At 44.2% G+C, this 24,890-nt stretch carries 19 protein-coding genes; 11 read left to right on the forward strand and 8 right to left on the reverse strand.

What is annotated here, in order from left to right; genetic code table 11:
• Positions 1-107: 107 nt before the first annotated feature.
• Both CRENPOLYSF2_RS08535 and CRENPOLYSF2_RS08540 read right to left on the reverse strand, forming a co-directional pair.
• On the reverse strand, positions 108-3,080 hold the full coding sequence (locus CRENPOLYSF2_RS08535; protein ID WP_087143529.1) for an RICIN domain-containing protein: 2,973 nt from the start codon (positions 3,078-3,080) through the stop codon (positions 108-110).
• Positions 3,081-4,480: 1,400 nt separating this feature from the next.
• The gene (locus CRENPOLYSF2_RS08540; protein ID WP_087143530.1) at positions 4,481-5,545 is read right to left on the reverse strand and encodes a cobalamin-independent methionine synthase II family protein; all 1,065 of its coding nucleotides are present in this window, start codon (positions 5,543-5,545) and stop codon (positions 4,481-4,483) included.
• Between the two features lie 208 nt (positions 5,546-5,753).
• Between CRENPOLYSF2_RS08540 and CRENPOLYSF2_RS08545 the strand changes: the two genes are divergently transcribed.
• Complete coding sequence (locus CRENPOLYSF2_RS08545) at positions 5,754-6,215, forward strand: MerR family transcriptional regulator (protein WP_176371069.1); 462 nt, start codon at positions 5,754-5,756, stop codon at positions 6,213-6,215.
• A gap of 29 nt (positions 6,216-6,244) precedes the next feature.
• Here CRENPOLYSF2_RS08545 and CRENPOLYSF2_RS08550 read toward each other — a convergent pair whose 3' ends face one another.
• Positions 6,245-6,829, reverse strand: a complete 585-nt coding sequence (locus tag CRENPOLYSF2_RS08550; protein WP_087143532.1) for a TetR/AcrR family transcriptional regulator — start codon at positions 6,827-6,829, stop codon at positions 6,245-6,247.
• 177 nt (positions 6,830-7,006) lie between these two features.
• Between CRENPOLYSF2_RS08550 and CRENPOLYSF2_RS08555 the strand changes: the two genes are divergently transcribed.
• Positions 7,007-7,510 (forward strand): DUF1993 domain-containing protein, encoded by a 504-nt coding sequence (locus CRENPOLYSF2_RS08555; protein ID WP_087143533.1) that lies wholly within the window; start codon positions 7,007-7,009, stop codon positions 7,508-7,510.
• Between the two features lie 300 nt (positions 7,511-7,810).
• On the opposite strand, the gene CRENPOLYSF2_RS08560 is transcribed toward CRENPOLYSF2_RS08555, so the two are convergent.
• The gene (locus CRENPOLYSF2_RS08560; RefSeq protein ID WP_087143534.1) at positions 7,811-8,140 is read right to left on the reverse strand and encodes a hypothetical protein; all 330 of its coding nucleotides are present in this window, start codon (positions 8,138-8,140) and stop codon (positions 7,811-7,813) included.
• The gene (locus CRENPOLYSF2_RS08565; RefSeq protein ID WP_087143535.1) at positions 8,137-8,406 is read right to left on the reverse strand and encodes a hypothetical protein; all 270 of its coding nucleotides are present in this window, start codon (positions 8,404-8,406) and stop codon (positions 8,137-8,139) included. Before CRENPOLYSF2_RS08565 ends, CRENPOLYSF2_RS08560 begins: the two co-directional genes overlap by 4 nt.
• Before the next feature lie 526 nt (positions 8,407-8,932).
• Between CRENPOLYSF2_RS08565 and CRENPOLYSF2_RS08570 the strand changes: the two genes are divergently transcribed.
• Both CRENPOLYSF2_RS08570 and vapC read left to right on the forward strand, forming a co-directional pair.
• The gene (locus CRENPOLYSF2_RS08570) at positions 8,933-9,142 is read left to right on the forward strand and encodes a type II toxin-antitoxin system VapB family antitoxin (RefSeq protein WP_087143536.1); all 210 of its coding nucleotides are present in this window, start codon (positions 8,933-8,935) and stop codon (positions 9,140-9,142) included.
• Complete coding sequence (gene vapC / locus CRENPOLYSF2_RS08575) at positions 9,139-9,543, forward strand: type II toxin-antitoxin system VapC family toxin (protein WP_087143537.1); 405 nt, start codon at positions 9,139-9,141, stop codon at positions 9,541-9,543. Before CRENPOLYSF2_RS08570 ends, vapC begins: the two co-directional genes overlap by 4 nt.
• A 195-nt stretch (positions 9,544-9,738) precedes the next feature.
• Here vapC and CRENPOLYSF2_RS08580 read toward each other — a convergent pair whose 3' ends face one another.
• Together CRENPOLYSF2_RS08580 and CRENPOLYSF2_RS08585 are read right to left on the reverse strand one after the other, a co-directional pair.
• Positions 9,739-12,396, reverse strand: coding sequence for an MMPL family transporter (locus CRENPOLYSF2_RS08580; RefSeq protein ID WP_087143538.1), 2,658 nt, complete (start codon positions 12,394-12,396; stop codon positions 9,739-9,741).
• Positions 12,397-12,589: 193 nt separating this feature from the next.
• Complete coding sequence (locus CRENPOLYSF2_RS08585) at positions 12,590-13,807, reverse strand: putative glycoside hydrolase (RefSeq protein ID WP_087143539.1); 1,218 nt, start codon at positions 13,805-13,807, stop codon at positions 12,590-12,592.
• A 775-nt stretch (positions 13,808-14,582) separates the two neighbouring features.
• Here CRENPOLYSF2_RS08585 and CRENPOLYSF2_RS08590 point away from each other — a divergent pair.
• Positions 14,583-16,883, forward strand: coding sequence for a GumC family protein (locus CRENPOLYSF2_RS08590; RefSeq protein WP_087143540.1), 2,301 nt, complete (start codon positions 14,583-14,585; stop codon positions 16,881-16,883).
• Positions 16,884-16,962: 79 nt separating this feature from the next.
• Here the strand turns inward: CRENPOLYSF2_RS08590 and CRENPOLYSF2_RS19190 are convergent, their stop codons facing one another.
• Positions 16,963-19,020 (reverse strand): DUF2130 domain-containing protein, encoded by a 2,058-nt coding sequence (locus CRENPOLYSF2_RS19190; protein ID WP_245807955.1) that lies wholly within the window; start codon positions 19,018-19,020, stop codon positions 16,963-16,965.
• A gap of 360 nt (positions 19,021-19,380) precedes the next feature.
• Between CRENPOLYSF2_RS19190 and CRENPOLYSF2_RS08600 the strand changes: the two genes are divergently transcribed.
• The 6 genes from CRENPOLYSF2_RS08600 (at position 19,381) to CRENPOLYSF2_RS08625 (ending at position 24,886) form a co-directional block, all read left to right on the forward strand.
• Entirely contained in the window at positions 19,381-21,720 is a 2,340-nt protein-coding gene (locus CRENPOLYSF2_RS08600) for a TonB-dependent receptor family protein (RefSeq protein WP_087143541.1), read from the forward strand.
• A 49-nt stretch (positions 21,721-21,769) separates the two neighbouring features.
• Entirely contained in the window at positions 21,770-22,348 is a 579-nt protein-coding gene (locus CRENPOLYSF2_RS08605; RefSeq protein ID WP_087143542.1) for a hypothetical protein, read from the forward strand.
• Between the two features lie 11 nt (positions 22,349-22,359).
• Positions 22,360-22,803 (forward strand): hypothetical protein, encoded by a 444-nt coding sequence (locus CRENPOLYSF2_RS08610; RefSeq protein ID WP_087143543.1) that lies wholly within the window; start codon positions 22,360-22,362, stop codon positions 22,801-22,803.
• A gap of 79 nt (positions 22,804-22,882) precedes the next feature.
• On the forward strand, positions 22,883-23,761 hold the full coding sequence (locus CRENPOLYSF2_RS08615) for an energy transducer TonB (protein ID WP_087143544.1): 879 nt from the start codon (positions 22,883-22,885) through the stop codon (positions 23,759-23,761).
• A 46-nt stretch (positions 23,762-23,807) separates the two neighbouring features.
• Complete coding sequence (locus CRENPOLYSF2_RS08620; RefSeq protein ID WP_087143545.1) at positions 23,808-24,473, forward strand: MotA/TolQ/ExbB proton channel family protein; 666 nt, start codon at positions 23,808-23,810, stop codon at positions 24,471-24,473.
• 2 nt (positions 24,474-24,475) lie between these two features.
• Positions 24,476-24,886, forward strand: a complete 411-nt coding sequence (locus CRENPOLYSF2_RS08625) for an ExbD/TolR family protein (RefSeq protein ID WP_087143546.1) — start codon at positions 24,476-24,478, stop codon at positions 24,884-24,886.
• Positions 24,887-24,890 lie beyond the last annotated feature (4 nt).

A 24,890-nucleotide genomic window follows, 5' to 3' on the forward strand; every position in this document is an offset into this window, starting at 1 on the left:
GTAAATAACAAGGAGGAGCGATGTGTTTAAGTTCAAAAATACGTCTTATTTGATGCAGCGGCGCGAATAACGCCGCTGCAGGATACTTAGGCGACTGCCGCTATGTGTTAAGGCAGTATGTCATAGAAGGTTTTGACGGGTGTGGGAAGCCCTGCTGAACCTACGGCCGGTATGTTCAAAACTTCATCTTGTGCCAAGGTTGGGTTGATGTTGTTGCCGGGCGACACAGACCAATCGTTACCTACATGGCCATTAGGTATCGTTAGGGATGGATGGTCAAACGGCGCTCTTTCATAGGCAACACGGTTGTCGGTCAGGGTTTTTAAGAAAGCCACTAAGGCTGATTTTTCAGCTGCGCTTAAGCCTAATGGTTTAATATCTGGATGTTTCTCCAGGTTATTAAAGTTGCCGCCACGGTTATAAAAATCAACCACTTGTTCCAGTGTTGACAGACTGCCGTTATGCATATAAGGGCCTGTTAAGGCGATATTACGCAAGGTAGGTGTCTTGAAAGAGCCAGCAACCGCCAGTGGATCATTTGATTTGAGTGATGAGTCTGAACAGGACAGCACAGAATAAGGTACTTCAAAGCGGCAAGAATTAGTATTGAACTTGTCGACAAAAATGCCCGATTTGTATTGCGCTGAGAATGACAGCGGGTTGTTCCAAGGATCTGTGCCGCCTAAGCCAATATCGTAGTTGGTGGGGACAACACCCAAATTATAAAATCCGATGTCATAAAGTGCAGTAGGGATGTTTTTCATGCTCATCCGTTCAATAAGCTGTGTGTTGTTCGTTAAATTAGCGGCACTGGTTAAAACAGGGCCTTTGTGGCATGTGGAACATTCGCCTTTGCCGTCAAAAACATCATGGCCGAGTTTTTCTTCCGATGTCAGAGACAAGCTACCTTCCTTCCATTTATCAAATTTTGTGTCATCAGATACCAATGTTGCTTCATAAAGCTGTACTGCCAAGCCAAAGAACATGGGGAAATTGGCCTCCATTTGGGTGTAAGCTGTGCCGCCTTGAGCAGGTGTACCGCATGTGGTGCAGGTGGCGTTCCAATAGGCTGGGTTAAACGCACTTTGGACTAAATTGGCGTAAGTGGTGTTGGAGGCAATCAAGCTAGCTAATACACCGTCTTGGCTGTGGATGGTTTGGTTAGCCAATGGTTTTCTTGCCAACACTTTCCTGCCCACGCCAGCAAACTCACGTTGTGCGCAAGACATTTCCAGTGTGTTTAATACTGGCCCTACCGCTTGCGAAGCTAACGAGGAGTTGATCAAGTTAAGTGGCCGTTTGACGATGCCGCCGCTATTGATGAATACGCCAGCTGATTTGTCACGCAAGCCAAAGGGAGATACGCCGTTGAACACGTTGTTGGCACGGCCATCCCAGAAATTGCGGAAGTTATACACCGCGTTAATGGTGGTAGGAGTGTTGCGCGGTTCAACTAACCGAACAGGTACGCTACCGACATTGTTAAAGTCGTTATTGGCATTGGTTGTACAGGTGTCGTTGTTGCCAGATGAGAAACTGCTAAATGTACGGTCAAATACGCCGGATGAACTGACCGAGTCATCGTTAGATGGGTTGAACGGAAAATCAGCCCTCTTTAATGTGTAGTTGGGGCCGCTTCTCGGTGCGCCTGATGCTGTTGGCTCAAAGGTAAAGTTGCTATGGGTAAAGCCTGGGTTAACCATATTCTTTATACGGAAATCCACACCGGCATGGAAATGGCAACTGGCGCATGACATGCCGTCACTGCCGATGGCCTGATCCCAGAACAGGGCTTTACCTAACTTAATGGCCTCTGATTTGTTGACAACCACCGGCGTGATAATATCGTTGCGGGAACTGTCCGAAGTTAACAAACCCGGCACTTTTGGCGAGCTTACACCTTTAAGTGATGTTGGCGAATCGAATTCAAGATACCATTTTTGGTTATCTCCACCCCAGTATCCCCATTGATGTATCTTTCCACCTGATTGGGTACTGAGTCCACTAACATCTATTACTTTACCGCTGTGTTCGGCAAAAAATGCGTAGCTACCATTTCCGGTATCAACGACTTTAAATTGCTGGCTTAACGAACCATTACATTGGTATTGGTTAATTTGAGCGCCATCGGCGGTGGAGTTTGCGTAACTCGATGTCGTTGTCGTGGTAGGTACCCAAAATAATCCTAACAATCCACCCCAACCCCAAGTTGTGGTTGTGGTAGTAACTAATTTACCATCCACATCCAAGCACTTATTGCTCACACCAACAACTAAGTTGTAAGTATCGGGTTTGCCCGCAACAGGATTAAAATTAAGCTCTTGCGCTGGAGTGCCAGTGCATTGGTTTTGTTGCATCGGGTTGCTATTGGCTGTTGAACTGTTTTGATTGGTTAAACATAAGCCACTGTGTACAGCGCGTAATACGGCCTTAAAATTGCCATTGGGTAAAGCGCCGGGTATTTCTAACCGGACATTGTCTATCATACCGCCAAAGCTGTCATCATCACCTGCTTGTTCACGGAATTCCAGGCGGTCACTACCGCCAGAACCTTGCACTTCAAATGTATGCTTTGTAAAAGTGGTGGATGCAGGGTCTATGGTGGCAATGCGTGCCCCCCGCCACCATACTTCCACGGTGTTGGAGGCTAAAGATATGCCGCTACGCGCTGCAACATCAACTGATAACAGGTAATTTTGTTGGGCGGCTGTCGCCACCATCTGGTAAAAGCCGGTATTAACACCTCGCACATTGCTATCTAGTTCAACAACTTGTGCGTTGGTTGCGCCATTCACACCAAAAGTAGATGGATTGCCTATCTCGATCTGGTCACCGACACCCGTCCAGCCTGTAATGTTGGTAAAAAAGTACCCTCCCGCTGCACCATTTATGGAAGGGGCTTCAAAACTACCATTAACAATTAAGTTGGCTGCATACCCTATGTTAGTTGTGGCATATAGAAATACGGCCAGTAATTTATGTTTCGGTAAAGTAACTATTTTGGTTGGGTTAGCCGTTTTCTTATGTATTTTTGCTCTATTAATAACCGCGAGTTGTTTTTTTAAAGTATCTGTTTTCATGGGTATAATCCATTTATCTATTTTTTAGGCGCAGCAATGCACAACAAGCTGGTTGTTATCAGCTCGTTCCATGTAGTGCTAGATGCCCGGGCTTGGTTTATGGGGCGGCAGCCTGGCTAAAGGCAATAGTTGGGCTATTGCCGTACCGGCATTGTGAATAGTTAGGTTTTCATGGTGGCTCTCTGTATTGGGTTAAATAACAACAACACGGACTACACTGATAAGGCGGATTGGCTTTTTTAGGATGGGCTAGATTTGAATTGGCAATGGCTTTGCCAACAAATTATATTCCCGCCTCCAATGCGGTTTTTCAGTGACATCCGTGTTTTCACAGCAAATAACTAGCATTTAACATGCCATTAGTTATATTAATATTTTTTTTATGTAACCAACTGATTTGGTATTAAAAATAATTTTCTCGCGGCTTGTTTTTTTGGGATGCTAAGTGGGAATTTCTAAGATATTCCCCTTGTAGTACGGAAAAATGTCACGATTTGTCAAAACAAGTCATAACGAAGAAAGATAGGCGGACTTTAAGTCGGCTAAATCCATTTTTTTCAATTAATTGATTATTAATGGTTTAATTTCTTATGGTGCAGGAAAATACCGGTGGTTTAGATGAGGACAAGGCGGTGCAATAAATATTTACAAGAGTTGGATAAGCTTTTTTCCATTTTATGGAATGAACAAGCGCGTTTTTTCGTAAGCCTCATGTTGTAAATAAAGCTGGCTGCAATTTTCTTTGTCTAGCAAAGCTAACAAGTTGTTACTTATACTTATATGCGAGGGAGAGTTATCAAAATACAGAAAAGTTTACTTAAAAATTAGGAGGCCTAATGGTGCTTGCAAAAAAAATTGAGGCAATGGTAAAGCATTGCTTATTTTCTAATTAATTCTACCTGTTGCCCCTGTAAACAGCGGCTGATAATTAAAGTAAAAAAAAATGACGCTAATTAATCATAGGTAAACCCCCAGCTCTGCTGGGTGACTCACAAAGTTTGACAATTACGGGAATCAATTGAGAATTACGTTATAGGCGAAATGTTTAAGACGCTGCGAGACAGGAGTTGAGTAGTCCCCAGAAGCGATAGGTGCATGTGTTTTCACGAAGCGAAGCGTAGCGTGGTGAAAATGCAGGCTTTCCGACATCGCGTCGAGTCATTTGCGTACCAAAGTTTTAGACCCGCTTTTTAGGGTCTAAAACGAGAGAAACGAGGACGACTGGGACAGCCGAAGGCATTAGTAGTCGCGTAATTTTTGCTGATTTTTCGAGCAGGATCCCTGAAAAATCTTTCGCAAAAATAGCGACTCCCTTCCTCGGTTTCTTGGCGTTTTTCTAAGCTTAAAAACTTGAAGATCGAGTTAATATCAACCAAAAAACGATACGACTGGAAACGGGACTAACATTTCAATTGCTTAGAAGCCATCCCAGTACCGATAACCCTGGCTTTAATCTTGGCGAAAGCGGTGTCCCGTCCCGTGGAGGTGTCATCCTCAAACGGTGAAAACCCACAGTCATCCGTTGTTCCTAATTGATCAACAGGGATATACTCTGCCGCCATCAGGATACGGTCGCGCACTTGTTCCGGCTCTTCCACGTCAGGGTTAATCACGTCAATCACACCGACATAAATCCGTTGCCCCGGTTTGATATGGTTTTTGATAACAGCTAACACCCGCTCAGGCTGTTTTTCGCTGGCCAATTGCATGTAAAAATTTGCCGCGTTCAGCTGGAACAAATCGGGTATCAGGTCGGCATAATCGACATCGGCACTGTGGGTGGAATCGTGATCGCCGCCGGGGCAGGTATGCACCCCGATGCGTTGACGTTCATCCGGTGTAAAATGTGCCAATACCCGATTGTTTAACTGAATAAAATGCTGGAGTAAGGCTTTGCTGTTATCCAGTTTGACCGACAAACGGCCTTCAGTGAAATCAATCTGGACACGGTAAGCGCCGGCATCAAAGCAGCTACGGATATCCGAGACAGTCTCGCTGACCAAGTCATCCAAAAACTGGGTTTGTGAATAATCAGGCATGCCTTCGGCCGGATATAAAAGGCTGAGTGCCGATGCTGAAATCACCGCTTGTTTAATCGGGTTATGGGCATAACGCTTGGCGGCTTTGACGTAAGTGCCGGCATGGATGCCATATTTAAACGGGCCGCTAGTTAATTTCGGCAATTGGCGGGTGTGGCCATCTTCAAAAGGAATGCTAATTCCATCCGCTGCAATATTGTTAAGATTAACCAGCGGATAGGTAGCAAAACTGGATTTGGTTTGTTCGCCGTCTGAAATAACTGGTGAACCGGTCGCTTCCAGGCGGGCAATGGTATCCTTAAGTGCTGCGTCATAATAGCCATCAAGCTGGTCTTGGGATAGCTTGCCTGAGCGAAATTGCTCAATGGCTGTCAATAATTCAGGAGGACGGGGAATGCTGCCGATAGTTTCCGTGGGTAATGTCATGTCGTTGTCCTGTCTGTATTGTTCTAAAGGATATTGGTGGCTATACGGGTAAAATATCTTTCATCAATGTTAATTTATTTACGTTAAAATAGGCGTATGTCACCGAAATTTTTGCTGAATATGGCAAACCTATTTTTTAATAATCTTACATTAATGTCATATAATGTCAACTCGTGAGCGGCTCCCGAAAAAATCTGAGCGTGAAGTTTTGAAAATTGGCGAAATGGCCGAAGAGCTTGGCACGACAGCCAGGACTATCCGCCTCTATGAGGAATTGGGGTTGATAGCGCCTGAACGCACCGAAGGCGGCACCCGACTGTATGCCAAGAAAGACTTAAAACGCATGGCAACGGCCTTGCAATTAAGTCGGGTGGGCATTGATTTGGATTCCATCCAAAAGCTGGCCCAGACACGAGCCTGTTATCCATCAGGCCAGGCGGCTTGTGCGGCTATGTCCCCTTTATTAAATCAACTAAAGGGGCGTATCAGCAGTTTAATGGGTGATTTGGAAAAATTGGAACTCGACCTGGAACGCGCCGACATGCTGATCCGTCAATGCAACGATTGCCCCAATCGGCCAAACCGAACCGATTGCCCCCATTGTCCTGTGGAAAAAAACGTCGATTTATCTGACATTGCGCGTTTGGTTTGGGATCCAAAGACCCCCTAAAATCCTGTTTACTTTGTAAGGACTACTGGCTAACCCATTGGGTCATTATGAACGATGGCATTTTCAATAGCATGAGCAATGTCGTTGGCTAGAGCTTCACTTTTAACCGCACGCGCCAAAGTAACACCACCTATCAGCATAGCCAGGTTAGCCAGTGTTTTTTCATGGGTGTTATGGCCAGTGGTCTGCCCAGAATTTTGATTAGCGATATCCAGAACCTTGAGTAATTCGGCTTCAAATACGCCGCGAATAGCTTCATCAGAACGCCCCACTTCCGGTGTCAAGGTTTGTAAGGGACAGCTTTCTGACAGGTCACAGTTACGCATCTGGTTCATATAAACGTTGGCGAATGCTTGCCACCAGCTTTCGCCGTATTGCTGTTGTAAACCGCTGATAGCCAAGCGTGCGTCATTTAAGCCAGCCACTATCGCCGCTTCGAAAGCCGCTTGTTTGGAAGCAAAATGCCCATAAAAAGCCCCTGAGGTGACCCCCGCTTCTTTGGCTAAGCCATCCACACCAATGCCACTGTAACCGTCTTTTTTAAAACAGCGCCCCGCCGCCGCGATAATTTTTTCGCGTGTCTGTTCTTTTTGGTCTTGCTTGTATCTCACCATCACTTCACCTCGCTGCCCCTATACAAAGCATTATATCAAAAAATAACGCTCGTTATGCTTGACAATATAACGATCGTTATGTAAATATATCACGGTCGTTATATAAAGAGCTATCTACTTTTCCAGTATTTAACTTCAACCCATTAAAAATAATATTTTTTTCACAGGAGTAACCTTATGTCATTAACTATGTACCAAGCCTCAATCCCTTCTTTTGTGCGACTGCTGGGTAATTTATCCACCATACTCGATAAAGCTGCGGTCCATGCCGAAGCCAAAAAAATTGATCCGGCCATCTTTGTCAACGCACGTTTGGCAGCGGATATGTATCCTTTAAGCCGTCAAATACAAATTGCCACCGATATCGTCAAAGGTTGCGCCGCCCGTTTGGCAGGTATTGAAGTACCCAGCTATGCCGATAACGAAACCACGTTTGCCGAGTTGCAGACACGTATCGCCAAAACCGTGGCCTTTTTGCACAGTGTCAGTGCTGCACAAATCGATGGCAGTGAAGAGCGCAAAATCACCCTGAAATTGGGCAGCCGTGAAGTCAGCTTTTTAGGCCAGGCGTATTTGCTGGATTTTGTGTACCCTAATTTCTATTTTCACATTACCACCACCTATGCCATCTTGCGACATAATGGTGTGGAAATAGGCAAAATGGATTTTTTAGGCGGCTAATAAGTTCACTGCTATTAAGTTAAGGATTCCGATTACCAAACGGTAGAATCAAGAATAAGGGTGGGCACATGTTTTTTGTGCCCACGCGGGGCAATATAGTAATAAATACTCGATGTTCAAGTTTTTAGCCAGGTAGGGTGGGCAACGCTTTTTTGCCCACCCAATGTATTTGCAGAAACGGAGAATGATATTTTTTGTATCCACGCGGAACATTCGTGGCTTTTATGGTTTGTATTCTGCGACTGTCAATCAGCAAGGTAGCCTGGATGAAGTTTGCGGAATCCAGGCTTTTGACTGGGCTTATTTTTTACCATAAGTACTATCGTGATCGGGTGCAATGGTTAACAAGCGCAGAAAATCACCTTCACGATAAGCCGTTGCCCTGCGGCTCTTGGTAATGCGCAACGAATACAATGCGTTGATGCCTTCGGGTGGATTAACGCTAACAATTTTTTCCCACTTAATACCATTGTCCCGATAAACCTGGTGCCAAGTGAGTTGCCTTAATTTGTTTAAGGTATCCAGAACAGCAAGCCGCTCTGTTTTTTGCAAAGCAAACAAGTTTTCTTGAAAAACAGGATTATTGAGATCAAGGCGCACCTTGTTTTCGTCGCGTGTACCGGTTTTCATTTGAGCTGTTCTAATACAGCGTCCAAGTCGGTATCACTGGCCGGATTGGCTTGCGCCCAGTTCAGTGCTTGCTGCAAATCTGCTGCTGATTTAGGTTGTTGCAACCAGCGCTCATTGTCCGGAATAACCGTTGCGGTACGAATCAGCCAAACGCCTTGTTCTTGTTCTTCGACTAATACCTGCTTTCCTGCATATTGCTTGCCTAAGGATATTTGCCCATTGGCCCCAATGGTTTTGATGTTCGGTTGCGATACAGTTGTCGCCATAGTAATCCCCATACGGATAAACGCACTACTGCACTATAGCACTATTTTATTAAAGTGAGCAAGGTAGCTTGGATGGGGCTGTTGGGAGCCAGGTAGCCAGGTAGGGTGGGCACATGCTGTTCGTGCCCACGCGGAACAATGCGGTGATGCTTTTGGTGGGAAAAATTGCCTGCCCACCCTACATTTGACGGCTTTTGTTATAATCAAAATCCGTCTTGGCTGATCAATTTTGATATGTCACGTTATCGACGCGCCGATATTCCGGGTGCAGCCCAGTAGAGTGGGCAACGCTTTTTTGCCCACCCAATGCATCGACAAAAACTGGGGATGGTATTTTTTGTATCCACGCGGAACATTCGTGGCTTTTATGGTTTGTATTATACTGCTGTCAATCAGGCTCGGCCAAAATTGACCGGATTGTCTCTATTGTTGTCAGCGAGGTAGCCTGAATGGAGCTTGCGAAATCTATACACCTAATTGCAGAAAATAAGTGTATTATAGCGACAAGTAAACATCGGAGAACGTTATGGACACTACTTGCATTCGTACCAATATTGTATTGGATAAACAACTGTTGGATGCTGCCTTGCAATCTACCGGCATAAAAACACGCCGTGAACTCATTGAATATGCGTTACGTGAACTGGTGCGCCACAAACAGCAACGTAGATTATTGAGCCTTAAAGGCACTATTCAATGGGACGGTGACTTGGATACACTGCGAGCAGCAGAATGACACTTGTTGATACCAGTGTGTGGATTGATTTCTTTGGGGGGCGTGAGTTGCCACATGTGCAAATACTAGAGCATCTGCTGCAAACCGATGCGGATTTAGCCTTATGTGGCATTGTGCTGACCGAAGTATTGCAGGGCATCTCCAACGACAAACAGCACAAAACCGTTAAAGACTACCTAGCTCCGTTGATTCAACTAGACATTCACGAAGCCATTTGGCTGTCTGCGGCGGATATTTACCGCAGCTTGCGAAAACAAGGCATTACCATCCGCAAAACCAATGATTGTGTTATTGCCGCCACTGCCTTGTATTATCAGTGTTATTTACTACACAACGATAAGGATTTTGACGCTATTCAACAACATTACCCACTGCAAACGCAGTGCTTGCCCTCGCATTGATGAAACTTGTAGCGAGGTAGCCTGGATGGAGCTTGCGGAATCCAGGTTTATTTTTATAACAGCTAATTTTGCTACAAAATAAAATTGTACTCATTAGTTGAATCCACCATTCTATTTTTATCAGAAATTTTTACAATTTCTGACGTAGTAAGACAAGTAACTATTTTGTCATGAGAAAGAAGATAGACGGGTAATTTACGCGTTGACTTTATTTTTTAACACCACTTTACTCAAAGCCGGCAACACAATAAACGTACACACCATAATCCAAAAAATACCCATAGTAATAATCAGCCCCATGCTGGCAATACCTTGATGCGGCGAAAATGCCAAACCGGCAAAGCTGGATGCGGTGGTTAATGCGCCATAAAACATCGCTCTGGCGGTGCTGGATTGATAAATATTTTGTGTATCGGACAGCGAATGATGCAGTTTTTCCACCATATGAATGCCATTATCAACGCCTAACCCTAATAATAACGGTAGCGCAATAATATTGGCGAAGTTAATCGGGGTATGCGTGAGTACCGTACTGGCCATCGTTAATAAACCTGCTAATAATAACGGTGTCATCACTAACAGCGTATCAATTACATTGCGACGAATTACATACAACAGCAACGCAATGGTTACTAATGCAATGACAATGGCTTGTTGAAATGCGGCTATCACTTCTTTCATCGACTCCCAATACATAATCGGTAAATCCGTGGTTTCGGGCGCGATTGCTTGTACATCGGTAATAAATTGCTGAAGATTGCTTAGGTCATTTAAATCTTTTTTAGGAAATATCTGAATTCGATACCAACCTTCCTTGCTTAACCAGCGGTCTTTAATATCCAGTGGTAAATCGTTTAATGTCACTTCACTGGCTTTAAAGCTGGTAAAAAGATCATTCATCACGTTAGGTAGCGTACCTAATAAAGCCGTTTGTATATTTTCAATGAAATCACGACGACTGGGTTCTTGGCGTGTGTCCAGTTCCAGCAGCATATCTTGTAATTCTTTTTTAAATGTACTGAAAGATTGTATTTCGCGGGCATCGGTTTTCGTGGGTAATGCCAGTTCAATGGCTTTTATTAAATGGGTAATACCCGGAATAGGATCAAGGTCAGGTTTTAACGCCGGAAAGGTTTGTGTTGTGCCCAAAGTTAGCGTCATGTCTTCAATAGTTAATAACTTGTTTTCTTGATCGGTAGGTATAAAATCAAACAGACTGATGGTTTTGTCCACGGATGCAATCGTCGCTAATTGCTGCTGTAAGGCTTTGGCTTTGGCTTCATTTTTTGCCAAAATGGTTAACGTCATCGGGGTGGTTTCTTTGTCTTTGGTTAGCTCTTTGAAGGCGATGACGGATTCGGTATTGGGATCGCGTAAATTAATGGGGTTAAAGTCAGTTTGCACTTTAAACACCAAAGCGATAGATATGGCTGCGACAGTTGCGGTGATAATGACTATCGGTTTAGCGTAATGCAATGTTGCTGTGGCGATTTTTTCGGCTAATGTGCTAATCAGGGCTTTATCGGTAAGCGTTTGTACGGGCATGGCCATAGGAATAACTTTTAATAAAGCCGGTAACACGATGAGAGTAACTAACAGGCAAATAAACAGGCTGGTACCTGCCAGTAAGCCTAATTCAGATACGCCTTTGTAATCGGTTGGAATAAACGCATACAAGCCAATAGCGGTAGTACCCGCGCATAAAATTAAAGACGGACTGGTAGACATTAAGGTGCTGTAAACTGCTCGGCTTCGATCGACATGGTGGTTTAGGTTGTCACGGTAGCGCAGGCAAAAATGGATGGCGTATTCTACGCCTAGTCCCATATTGGAGACCGCAAAAGCGACTGAGATTAAATTTAATTCCTTAACAGAAAATGCCGCAAACGCACCACAAAACACCATGCCTAAAGCCAAAGTCAGTAAAGTGGCAATGGTAAATATAATGGATTTATAGGCGATTAATAAAATAATGCATACCAAGACAATTGAGAAGATACTGGCCGTAAACGTACCGGCACTCATGCCAGATAGTTCATCGTCTTCAAGGCCTACTTCGCCAGTAATCCAGACTTTGACATTGGGTAAACTGGGATCCTGTATTTGTGCAATCGATTGCCGAATGGAGTTAATCGCCAGCTCAGCAGGGCGAATTTGCGTGTAATCAAAAGTGGGTAAAATAATAATAAAGCCCTTGGTAGAGAGCGGTGTTTTGAGTTTTTTCTCGGCAATTAATGCCTGCCAAGACAATAAGCTGGTGTGGCCATTGACTGATTTATGCAGTACCGAAGAGACTTTATCAACCAAGGCCGCTAAATCGGTTGGTAAATTTTGGTTCTTATCGGTAGAGGTGAGTGCATCTTCAAAAATAGAAAAAAAGCCGGTTAAATTAGGCTGTTGGGTAATGCGACCAATAAAGGGTTGCGCCTGTGATAAGTTGCTGGCAATGGTTTGTAAATCGTCGTTGTCTAGGTAAAGTAGGCCGTTTTGGTTGAAAAATGCATTGTCGTTAGGAATGTAAACACTTTGAATAGTGTGTTTGTCGGTACTGAGTAAGCGACCTAGTCGTTTGGTGGCGGCTTTGGTTAATTCCGGCGTGTCCGATTCCACTACCAGCAATAAAGTGTGCATGTCTTGCGAAAAAGCTTTTTCAAAATTACGTCGGTTTTGTTGAAACGGTGCATCAGGGGCGATGAGTTCAGCGGTGTCGGTATTAATACTTAAATTATTGGCCGTGTACTGTATCGCAAAAAAAGTCAGCAGCGCCATTATCAGCAGTACAACGACTGGACTACGGAGCATCCAGTTTACCCATAAGGAAAGTAGCGTGCGAAAGTCAGTTTTTAGCGGCATAGCGTATGTTCACTTGATGAAAGAGTAAAATTATAAACAGGGGAGGGCGCAAGAGTTATTTATCAAAATAACTCATCACCTAACGGCACTGTAATGGAATTAAGCCATGATCTTAGGCCATTTGGCAATCAGCGAGTTGAGCCTTAATGGCATTAGGGTATTTGTTAGCATCGGGCAGGAAATCACGCTGTGTTTATTTTCGAGTACAGGATTTTAACAATACAGCGGCAGTTTTTCCCTGTAACTTTAATTGTTTTACCGCAGTGCCATCTATTGTGTGCAAATCGCCTTCAAGGGTGACGGTTTTTTCAGGCAATTGAGGTTGATTCAGTAATACTTGGCCACATTCAAAATCTCGACGCAATAGACCTTGCCACGAGTAACGTGGCTTCAGTGCTTTGCCTAAGTTTAGTGCATAACCTGGCCACCAATGGTCTGGTGTTGTCCAGTCGGGGTGATTGCTGCTAATGAAATCATTACCGTTACTGATCAATAGCGCGGTAGCAAGACCGTATTCGCGTTCAGTGGCCGTTGTGCCAAAATCCATTAAAATGCTACCAGCACCTTGTTGGTGTACGTAATCTAGGTAGTGCAAAAATGTTTCGTAACCCCACCTGTCGTTACCTGCTGTTAAGCCGCTGTCATTACCAGCACGTTCAATGTTAATATAGTCGGCTGCTTTTATTTGACGGTTGATAAAAGGATTTTCTGTGGTCATGGTATCGGCATACCAAATGGCGTTATGGGCGATTTTAGCAGATGGGAAAGCACGACGAATTTCCTCCATAAATTCTGTAAAATAACGCTGCCAATCGGTCAGTGTCATGGGTTTATTCGTTAGTCTATCCATAGGTATGCGATGTATTTCATTGTTATCACTTACGCGCCATGTTAAATTAACATCATCTATCCAAACACCTTGATAACCTTTTGCTAAGGCAGTGCGAATTTCTTCGATTTTATATTTTTTAAAGTCAGGATTACTGAAGTCTCCCACAAATTGCTCACATTTTCCATGACATTCCCACGGGATATAGAGCCTATTTTTTTGGGCATCTTGCATAATCCATTCAGGGTGTTTTTGAGCGATGTCACTGTTGACGTAAATGGCGTAGCTGTCGATATAAAACCAGGCGTTAGGATACCAAGATAGTCGGGTATCAAAGTACGGTGTGTACGTTAATATGCCTTGATAGTGGCTTTGCATCCATTGCTGCTGCTTGGCATCAGGCTTTGTTGTATAGCTGTCAAATGCAGTATTGGCATGTTTAAAAAATCCGACTTTACCCGCGATAGCATGTGTATCTTCGTAGGAACATGCGCTGCTGCCAAACAAAAATAATACGCATAAAAAATACGGCGAAATACGCAAATATTTTTTTACGGAGAGTGGCAAAAAATTTATTTTCATGACGATGGGTAGACTAATAATGTAGCGTTTTTATTAAGAATGCCTTTGGTTTTTACAGTGGAAACCCCGAAAAAACACACAGCATTACAATAGCCAAATCTCTTTAATATCATAGGTGATTATACCTATTGATAGGATACTATAAATTGATTAGTCTACTACCGAAGCTTGATAAAACTATGTGAATTTTTAAAAAGAGATGTTCGATTAAGCACACTAAATGCGGTTAAGCTTAAGCGAATTTATGGGGACACATTACTGTTTTTTGTTTCAATGTCTTTCAATGAAAAAAATTGGAAATTATTGCAACAAGGCTTTATGCTTACACTATTAAACATTTTTTTAGTTAAAAATAACGCTAAAATACTTAAAAATATGACGTATAGCAATGTAAAGTAAAGTAATATTTGGTAATATGATTAATTAATAAGAAATGTGGTAAAAAAACAATATAGTCGAGTTTTTTTTTACAGTCTAAAGTGTTGGCTGGTTACATGGCTTTGCTGTTGTTTTTGCCGCTGACTTAGGATGTTTATATCTTTTAATAGGGTTTAATACAGTTTTGCTGTCTTAGTTATCTAAGTGGTTTTAAAACGACAGCACTGTTCTTTCGGCTTAAATGCGCGTGCATGCCGAATAAAAATGGTTTTAATTTCAAAATATTACGTTTACGATAATGATCAGTAAGGTTACACACATTGATTGAATGCGGTATTTGCATTTACTGGATATGCATAAACTAATAACAACGAATTCAGAATTTAGGAGTTTTTAAATGAATAATGAGTCAGTGCAATCTGAATCAATCAATGTAAGAAGTTTCTTCGCTACCCCGTCGGCTTCTGACGGTATTAGTATTCGGCAAATTTTTGCTGTGATATGGCGTAGAAAATGGCTAATTTTAGCTATTGTTTTGGGATTAAGCACCTTAGTTGCAGCAATCCTTTGGAATATTGCGCCGCTTTATACGGGGGAGGCGCAAATGATGATTGAAAATCGAGGGCGTAACATCACCAAAATGGATGCCAGCGTACCGACCTTATCAGCAGATGCGGAAACCATTGCCGGTGAAATACAGATTCTTCGGTCACCGGATTTGGCGCGTGAAGTTATCAGAGAGCTTAATCTTGATCAGGATCCTGAATTTAACAAAATATCTGTTGATGATGACGATGACGGCGCTCAAGATGTCACACTGTCTAGCACGGTTAGTAGAAATGAAGAAAATAGCGGCAAACTGTTTGCGCCAGAGGAAAAAATTCTTGAAAATATTGTTGATTCTTCAGGGGTATCTGAAAAACAGTACCAATCTGAATTACGTTGGACACAAATTATTGACAATTTTTTAAAACACTTAGATGTACAGCAACAAAAAGAATCGCGTGTTGTTACTATCAAATTTACGTCACAAAATAGAATTACTGCGTCGCGTGTGACCAATACCATTGTTAGTCAGTATATAAAAAGACAATTAGATTCTAAGTTTGAAGCAACAAAAATGGCTTCTTCATGGTTAAATCAACAAGTTACTTCAGCGCAAAAACAGGTCAAAATATCAGAAGATGCTGTTGAATTGTATCGAAAAAATTCGGGGCTGTTGAATGGTAAGGATGGTACGCTTATTCAACAACAAATTTCTGAGGTCAATTCGCAATTAATTGTTGCTAAAGCCGACAGGTCATTAGCGTCTGCACGTATGCGTCAAGCAGAGAATCTTTTAAACTCACACGGCGACATAGAATCCGCCAGTGAGGTCTTACAGTCTAGTTTAATTCAGGGCTTGCGTACTCAAGAGTCTGAGTTACAAAGAAAAGTTGCTGAGCTTTCTACTGATTACGGTCCTAAACACCCTAAGTTAGTGAATTTTGTTGCCGAACTTAACTCACTGCAAGATAAGATTGAAATAGAAATCAGAAAAATTGTGAACGGCTTGACCAATGAATTGCAAATTACTGACTCCAGAATTGCCACACTCCAAGACAATATGGATGTACTTAAGGGGCAATTGGCCAAAGACAATACCGATAAAGTACAACTGGATGCGTTAAATCGTGATGCTGAAGCGAATCGTATGTTGCTTAATACGTTTGTTTCACGATTTAAAGAAATAAGCGCACAGGAAAATATGGAGGTTCAGCAAGCCGATGCTACCGTTATTTCGCGTGCTGGGGCTTTATCTGAGCCGACTTTCCCGAAAAAGAAACCTATTTTAGCTTTAGCTATTGTTGCATCGAGTATTTTAGGCATTATGTTAGCATTCCTAATGGAATACTTAATTCCTGGCTATCGTAGTGGCGAACAGATTGAGCGTACTACTGGACTGCCTTCCTTAGGCTTCGTACCGTTATTAAAAGGTGCAGGTAAAGTGGCGGGTATGTCTTTGGATAATTACATTGTGCAGTACCCACGTTCGGCTTTAGCGCATTCAATTAATGCGCTACGCTGGAATATTGATATCTCTGGCAAAGGTAAAGCACCTAAAACTATCTTAATAACATCGACAAAACCCAAAGAGGGCAAAACCACCGCTGCTGTCTGTTTAGCAAGAATGTATGCGATGGCTGGCAAACGTGTGTTACTTGTTGATGGCGATTCTTATCGTCCTGGTGTTATAAAAGTTTTTCAATTGTCGGATGCGCCAGGTTTGGCCGAAGTACTCTTAGAAGAACAGAGTTTAGAAAATGTTGTTTGGACAGAAAAATCAACAGGTCTCGATGTATTGCGTAGCGGTAAGCAAGTTACCGATTTAACCAGTATTTTTGCTTCTCCTCAATTTGATGTGTTTTTAAGATCTTTAGACAGCGCTTATGATGCGGTTATTATTGATTCACCACCGATTGCTGCACGGGCTGATGCGCTTATTTTATCGCAAAAAGTTGATGCAACCATATTTGTTGTGCGCTGGGCGGTGACTAAACAAGAAGCTGTTAACTGGGGTATTAAAAAGTTAACTCAAGCGAATGGCAATGTTGCAGGGGCTTTATTATCAATGGTTGATGCCCAAGAATACTCCAGCTACGGCTACGGTGATTCCGGTATGTATTTAAGACAATTCGACAATTATTACACTGAATAAACTGTCGTTTTTATTGCAACCCCCTATGCACATATTCACATGCACATAGGGGGATATGTTACTTTGGCATCAGCCAATACTACCGACTGTTATCGTCAATACTATCATCCAAGTCTAATGCCTTCATCTCCAAGCCCTCAATCTCATGCAACGATTTCCCCGCAATGCCTTGTAAATCGCCGTACATGCCAATAGTGGCGTTCATCACTCGCTCAATCTGCGATTGCCGTTTTGCCCATTGCTTCATAATGACTTTACGCTCTTTGTCCAAATCTTCCTGCATGGTAGAGAAAGCTTCAACGATGGCTTCCACTCTTTGCCTAAAGCGTGGCCCAGTCAGATATTGATAGACCATTTCCGTTTTACTGTGTTGGCCTTCAGCAGACATTCTGGCCAGCCCAATTTGCAACAAACTGTCACGTAAAATAGTCGCTACTGGCAAGGCCGCACGCGGACTGGTAATCCATATACCATCAATCACATCAAACGTATCAATGCCTTTAGGCAGCGTCTGGCTGACTAATACTGCAATATCCGCCTTGGCATTACGCTGATCTTCGCGTAGTTTAACTAACCAGCCATCACTCCAGTTTTTGGTGCGTTTGGACTCCCACAATATAGTGCCACCGGTATTGCCAGTAGAGCTGATAACGCGCTGCACAGTATCGCCGCCAAATTCGCCTTTGGCCACTGGCTCTATCGAATCAAACGGAAACTTGAGCCGGAGCATATTTTCCAATTCCAGCTCTTGTACTTCGCCTTGTAACTGTTGCGAACCCTGCTCGGCTTTTTGTTTTAGCTCCTCAATTTTTTGCTGCATAGAAGCCATCTGCTGGTCTTTTTCCATTAGCTTGAGTTTTATGCTGTCTTCCACTTCACGCTTGGCTTGGCTACGCACATCGCTTAAACCATCTTGCACACGTTTTTCTACCGTAAGTTCCAACTCGCGTTTTTCATCGTCTAATTCACGTTGTTTTTTAATCAATTCAGCTTGCGCTTGCTGGGCTTCGGCAAGCTTTGCATCACGCACTTTTAACACTGCTTGCAGATCATCCAATTCACGGGCTTTGTTATCCAATTCAGCGGCAACCGCTAATTTGGCTTTTTGGCTTTCTTCACCGATTACCCGCAAACGCTCGTTCTTCAACTGTTCCAGCAATTGTGCTTCTTTATTGCGCAGCCCTTGTTCACGTTGCGCCATAGTCTGATCTTTTTCGGCTAACTGTTGTTCAAACTGCTGGCGTACCGCATTGGCTTCCTGTTTGGCCTGAGTACGCGCTTCGGTAATACTGTCTTGTACGCGCTTTTCTACGGTGAGTTCCAGCTCGCGTTTTTCATCGTCTAGCTGGCGTTGTTTTTTAATCAACTCGGCTTGGGCTTGCTGCGCTTCGGCCAATTTAGCATCGCGGGTTTTCAGTACGTCTTGCAGATCGTTTAATTCGCGTGCTTTATGGCTCAACTCTGCTGCAACCGACTGCTTGGCTTTCTGACTTTCTTCGACAATAACCCGCTCACGCTCCCGTTTTAATTGCTCGGTCATTTGCTGTTCTTTAGCCAGTAAACCTTGCTCACGCTGCGCCACTGCCCGATCTTTTTGTGCCAATTGCTGCTCAAACTGCTGGCGAATCGTATCGGCTTCTTGTTTGGCCTGAGTACGCGCTTCGGTAATGCTGTCTTGCACGCGCTTTTCTACCGTGAGTTCCAGCTCGCGTTTTTCATCATCTAATTGACGTTGTTTTTTAATTAACTCGGCTTGGGCTTGCTGCGCTTCGGCCAATTTAGCATCGCGGGTTTTTAGCACGTCGTGCATATCGGCCAGCTCACGCGCTTTGCTGTTTAGCTCTGCGGCAGCGGCTTGCCTGGCTTTTTTGCTTTCTTCAGCCATAATGCGTTCACGTTCGGCGTGTACTTGCTTGCCGACTTGCTCTGCCACTTGGGCTTCTACAGCGCGTTGCGCGTCCAGTAATTGTTTTTGCTGGTCACGTACTGCTTGCTCGCGTTGAGCGATGTCTTGGTCTTTTTGCTGTAATTGCTGCTCAAACTGTTTGCGGGTTGCCGCTAATAGAGGAGCGGCCAGCGATTCAGTCAAACGGTTTTCTGTACCACATTTAGTACAGATGATGGTAGCTTCGGTCATGGTTGGAGTTCCAATTTTAAAAAAGGTCAATCTCGGTGAATAAGGTTTAACTAATCCAGCAGTTGGGAGAGCTGTCAATACCACGCTGGCAATAAAATACTGAATCTGCGAGCGCGTATTGTGCCTATCCACCAAAGATAACGCTAATGGTATTCCACAAATGGCGAAAACGCTTACGGTTGTTCAATTTCCCTGTAAAACCTTGTCGTTTTTAAGTTTGAATTTATGTTCGACCGTTATAGTGCCTCACTGCGCTCATATCGGAAACCTAATGCGGATGTGTAACTCTTGTCTAGTGGACGAGGCTGCACATTCGCTGGTGGTTTTTGAATACCACTGTATTTTTGGGAAAAAATAATAATGAAGAAAAATTCAACTCAGAAAAAAGCCCGTCTTATTAGCAAGGCTTTGTCGCTATGTATAGCAAGCTCTTGTTTAGTAAGCGTTGCTTATGCCGGTGAACAAGTCGATGAACGTACCCAAATAAATAGAAGTCAACCAACAGCGACCGACGAAAAAACCGATTCAACCGCTATCGCATTACCGGATCTCGAAATCACGGATACCGGCAGCACCAGTATTGCCGTTTCTGGTTCCAGCACCGTGTTGAACAAAGAAACCTTGTTTAGGGATCATGTTGCCAACGTTAACGAAGCACTGCGTAAAGCCCCCGGTGTTTATGTACGTGACGAAGAAGGCATGGGCATTCGCCCCAACATCGGCATACGCGGCATGAACCCGTTCCGCTCCACTAAAATCCTGTTTATGGAAGATGGTCTACCGTTCAACTTTGCGCCGTATGGCGACAATGACATTTACTATCATCCGCCGGTTGAGCGTTACGACGGCATCGAAATTTTTAAAGGTGCCGACCTTACTCAGTTTGGTCCGCAAACCATCAGTGGCGCAATCAACTACTTGACTCCCAAAATTCCCACCAAACCTGGCGGTTTTGCCAGTTTTACTGGCGGTAACCGCGACTACTTAAATGGTCACTTGCGTTATGGTGGCATGGCCAAAAATGTCAAGGGTGTTGATGGAGTCGGTGGTCTGATCGATTTTATCCATAAAGAAGGCAGCGGCGCCCGTGACAACACCTTTGCCCAGCTCGACGATGTCAATCTCAAAGGTGTTATTAACATTAATGCCCAAAACACGCTGACGGTGCGCGGCGACTATTATCGGGAAGATTCGCAGTCAACCTTTGGTATCACCCAGAAGGAATATGAAAACTTTGGCCAGTTTTACAATCCCTTCAAGAACGACCACTACACGACCGAACGCTTTGGAACCTCGGCAACGCATGAATTTCGCTTTAATGACGATGTGACCTTATCGACCAGTTTTTACTGGTCAAAATTTAGCCGCGATTGGTGGCGGCAAATGAACCAGCAGCCGACCGATCCCTCACAAAGGCCTGATGGTAGTTTTTCGGCGGGCGAACAATGTGGCACGGCTTTTCGTGATGCGCGTTTAGCGGGTCAGCGGGTCGATGTTGACACTTGTAATTTCACCCGTGGCCGGTTGCGCGATTATGAAACCTGGGGATTTACCCAAAACCTGCACGCCAAACACCAGCTGTTTGGTATCGACAGTGAGTTCGATGCGGGTTACCGCGCCCATTTTGAAACCCAAAACCGATTAACAGTGGACGGTAACAGTCCGACTGCCCGCACCGGCAATACCATAGAAAATAATGACCGTTTCGCAGATGCCTATTCAGGATTTGCCCAAAACCGATTTTTATGGGGCGATTGGACAGTTACACCCGGTGTGCGGGTCGAATCGGTCAGCTACCAGCGTAGAAATAATTTACCTGGCGGCAAGCAAGGCCAATCTTCACTCACCGAAGTGTTGCCATCGTTTGCGATGACTTACACGCCCATCGATGAAGCGATTTTGTTTTTTGACATGCACCGTGGGTTTGCACCGCCGCGCGTTGAGGATAGCGTTTATGCTAATGGCCAAAGTGTAGAAATTGGCGCAGAAAAAAGCTGGAACTATGAGCTCGGTGTACGCAGTCAACCGATGGCTGGCATGAAAACCGAACTGACTTATTTCCGTAATGATTTCGATGCGTTAACGGTACTAGGTACTGTGGGTGGTAATGATACGCCTGTAGCGCAAGGTTCGGCATTGTTTGAAGGCATTGAGTTTATGAACCGTATTGATGCGGGTGAAATGTTTAACTGGGAGCATAATCCGTATTTGCAAATTGCCTATACCTGGTTGCCGACCGCGCAAAGCACTTCGCCTTTCCAGTGTATGCCGTTGTCTGATGGCACGATGTCGCCTGCTTGCCCTGGCGGTAATGTGGCAGGTTCAGAATCGGGTAAACGCTTGCCTTATACACCGGAGCATTTGCTGACCGCTACGCTGGGTTATTCGCATCCTAATGGCTTTGATGCCCATTTTGAAACGGTTTTTGTCGCTGACCAGTTTGCTGATTTTAGAAGTTTGAACAGCGGTGCAGATCATCCGAACGGTGCCAATAGCCCTGCCGCCCTGTCGGGTCAATATGGTAAAATCAACGACTATGTGGTGGTCAATTTTTCTGCATCTTATAAGGTTCAAAAGGATCTGACCTTGTACGTGTCACTGAAAAACATGCTCGACAACACCTATGTCGTCGACCGTGTCCGTGGTATCTTGCCGGGTTCGCCACGTCTTGTGCAGGCGGGTTTTAAATACGATTTTTAACGGCCATAATGCTAACGCCTAATCAGACTAATTTAAGATAGGTAACGATATGACGAATCCGATGATTGATTCTCATCAATTAACCAAGTTTTTAATACGTTTTCAGGCTATTTGTGCCTTAGTGTTGCTGATTATGATCAGCGGCCTGGATTTGTTTTTTCCAACCCAGTACGCCTTAAAAGCCGCCGTACATGGTATTAGTGCCATTTCAGCATTGGTTGTAGCTACCTACATGACGCACCGTGCCTATTTTTTGTTGCGCGGTGGTAGAATCCATTACGAATCATTAAGAAATTGGGCATTAGGAGCAACCGTACTTAATTTTTTGGGCGCTGTCAGCGGTAACTGGATATACATGCGTTACCGTGGCCAAGACGGCCCCAGGGACTGGATACTGCAAAATGTGCCTAATTTCCATAACGTGTTGATGGAATTTAAGGAGTTCATATCCCTGTTCCCTTTTCCATTGATGGTGATAGCCACTTTTACTCTATTTTATTACAAAGATCGTATTAATTTACGTCACGACATGAAGCAATTTATGGCCATTCTTATGATGGCCGCCTGGTTCTTTTTAATGCTGGGTTTTATGTCGGGGTTAATTTTGGCAAAACTACGCTTTGTTTAAAGGAAAATACGATGAAGACGAACACATCAAACACAAAAAAATGGGATACGCTCGAACAAGATGGTATACCGATTTATTCAGGCCCTATTGTTGCGGCAGCCTTGTCGGTATTATTGGGTTTATTGACTTTGGTGGTGACACACCATATCTCACGTTTAACAAAAGGCTTGGATCAAATGATTCATTCCTACGGTTACTGGATACCGGGTTCTACCGGTACCGGTCCTGACGGCAGCATTGGTTCTTACAGTGGCAAAGAAACATTAGCATTACTTGTTTGGGGCGTACTCTGGCCGCTGCTCCATTATTTATGGCGCAAACAGGATTTTTCGCTCAGTGCGCTGATTCCGCTAGTTATCTGGGCTTTGATTTTTTTAATGCTAGGTTTATTTCACCCCCTCATTGATCCTGTTGTGTTATTTATTGCGGGTTTTTTTGGCTATGCCGTGCCTTAACAATTAATAACAACCGCCAAATACTAAGCCCATACGTTGGGCTTTTTTGCCATCGGACCAACGTATTTGCTGAATTTTAATGACATCTGCCACAAAAAATGTAAAACAAGCCTCGTTATTGACAGTATTGGCCAGCGAGGTAAATCATCGCTCCCTGCTTGGCCTATTGGCTATTTTGGTGCTGCTGCTTCATATCATCGGTATGATTTGGTTATTGCAACCCACGGATACCGTCAAGCCAGCCAAGGCAATCAAGATTGTGGAAGTGATATTAGCGCCAAAGCCCAAAATAGAACCTAAGCCAGAGCCGAAACCAAAGCCAAAAGTTGTACAACCTGCACCGCCTAAAAAAATCCCACCCAAAAAGAAAGCAGGTAAACCGCCTGTTAAAGAGAAAACGCCGGTTGTACAAAAACAAATTGAACAACCCAAGCCGAAACCGGTGCAAAAACCCATCGAGCGCCCTAAACCGCAAGCCGTTGTCCACAAGTCGGTAGAGCCGCCGCGACCACAACCCGTATTGACCCGTAAACCGACAATGGCACCGGCTCCTACAACCTTTGCCAGTTCTACTAAAAAATGGACTCCACCGGTTTATGCCCCAACTTCCTCTTCTTCGGCATCAAAATCGGCGGTCAGACAGTCCGCTGAAAAAACGGGTAATAATGGCCATGACAGCAATAATGTCTCTTCCGGTGTGGTTGAATTGGCGCAGGCAAAACCCAGTTACCCGATGCGGGCAAAAAGTCGGAATATTGAGGGCTGGGTCAAAATAGAATTCACTGTGACAGCATCAGGGGCAGTCACTAATGCCCATGTTGTGGGTGCTTCGCCGTCTGGCATATTTGACGATGCCGCCTTGGCGGCTATCCAACGATTTAGGTTTAAAGCCAAGATGGTCAATGGTAAAGCCATCAATGGCATAGCCACGAAAAAATTTAACTTTACCTTACATTAAACGTGTCAAGCACCTAACATCCTTAACAAAAGAAGGTTATTTTTTAATGTTTCAAAATATTACTCCCACCCTTATCATCGATGGAACTTTGTACGCTTTACTGGTTTTTTCGGTAGTGACCTGGACATTGGTTGTTTTTAAATCCTGGCAATTCTGGAAAAATAGTGCCTGGAATAGCCGTTTTAACGAGGTATTTTGGAATACGGCTTCCTTGACAGAGGCCAGCGCCTTGCCTGAAAACAGCTTCAGAGGGCCGCAAGCGCGTATCGCCAGACAAGGGTTAACCTGGTTGGCAGAGCGTCGAAACTCATCTGGCAAGCAACTTAAATTTCATGGCTCGCCTAGCGAGTTGTTGGAACAGTCCATGCTCGTGCAGATGCAAAAAGAAGAACACCTGATGGAAAGCGGCCTGACCATGTTAGCCAGCATCAGCAGTACTGCCCCGTTTGTCGGTTTGTTCGGCACGGTATTGGGCATTATGCACGCCATGCACCAAATTACCGCCAGTGGTTCAACAAGCCTGGATGTGGTGGCAGGTCCTATCGGTGATGCTCTTATTGCTACCGCCGTGGGTATAGCCGTCGCTGTACCCGCTGTGTTGGCCTATAACTTTTTCGTGCGTCGTGCCAAATTGCACCGCGTCGGGCTGGAAAATTTTTTGGTTAGCTTTATGCACGCGGCCTTAAGTTCTGAACTCCAAACCAAGGAATAATCATGGCTTTTAAACCACGATCAGACAGTGATGGTGCTATGAGCGAGATCAACGTCACGCCGCTGGTTGATGTGATGTTGGTATTGGTGATTATTTTACTGGTCACCGCACCCTTATTGACACAATCCGTTCATGTCACCTTACCGAAAACATCCGAAACCACGCCGAATATAGATGCACAACCGTTGCAACTTGGCATCGACGTGCAAGGCGGCATAATCTTGAACAAACAGCCGGTTGAAAGTTTGGCCGCATTGGAAACAATTTTAACGGCGGAGTTCGTCAAAAATAAGGAAGTAGCCGTCCATTTGTATGCCGACCAAGGCGTGGTGTATAAAAAAGTTGCCGAAGTCATGGCCACTGTGCAACAAGCCGGTATCGCTAAAATCGCTTTCGTAACAGTTGAAGAGTAGGTAA

Source organism: Crenothrix polyspora (assembly GCF_900163755.1).
GTDB lineage: Bacteria > Pseudomonadota > Gammaproteobacteria > Methylococcales > Methylomonadaceae > Crenothrix > Crenothrix polyspora.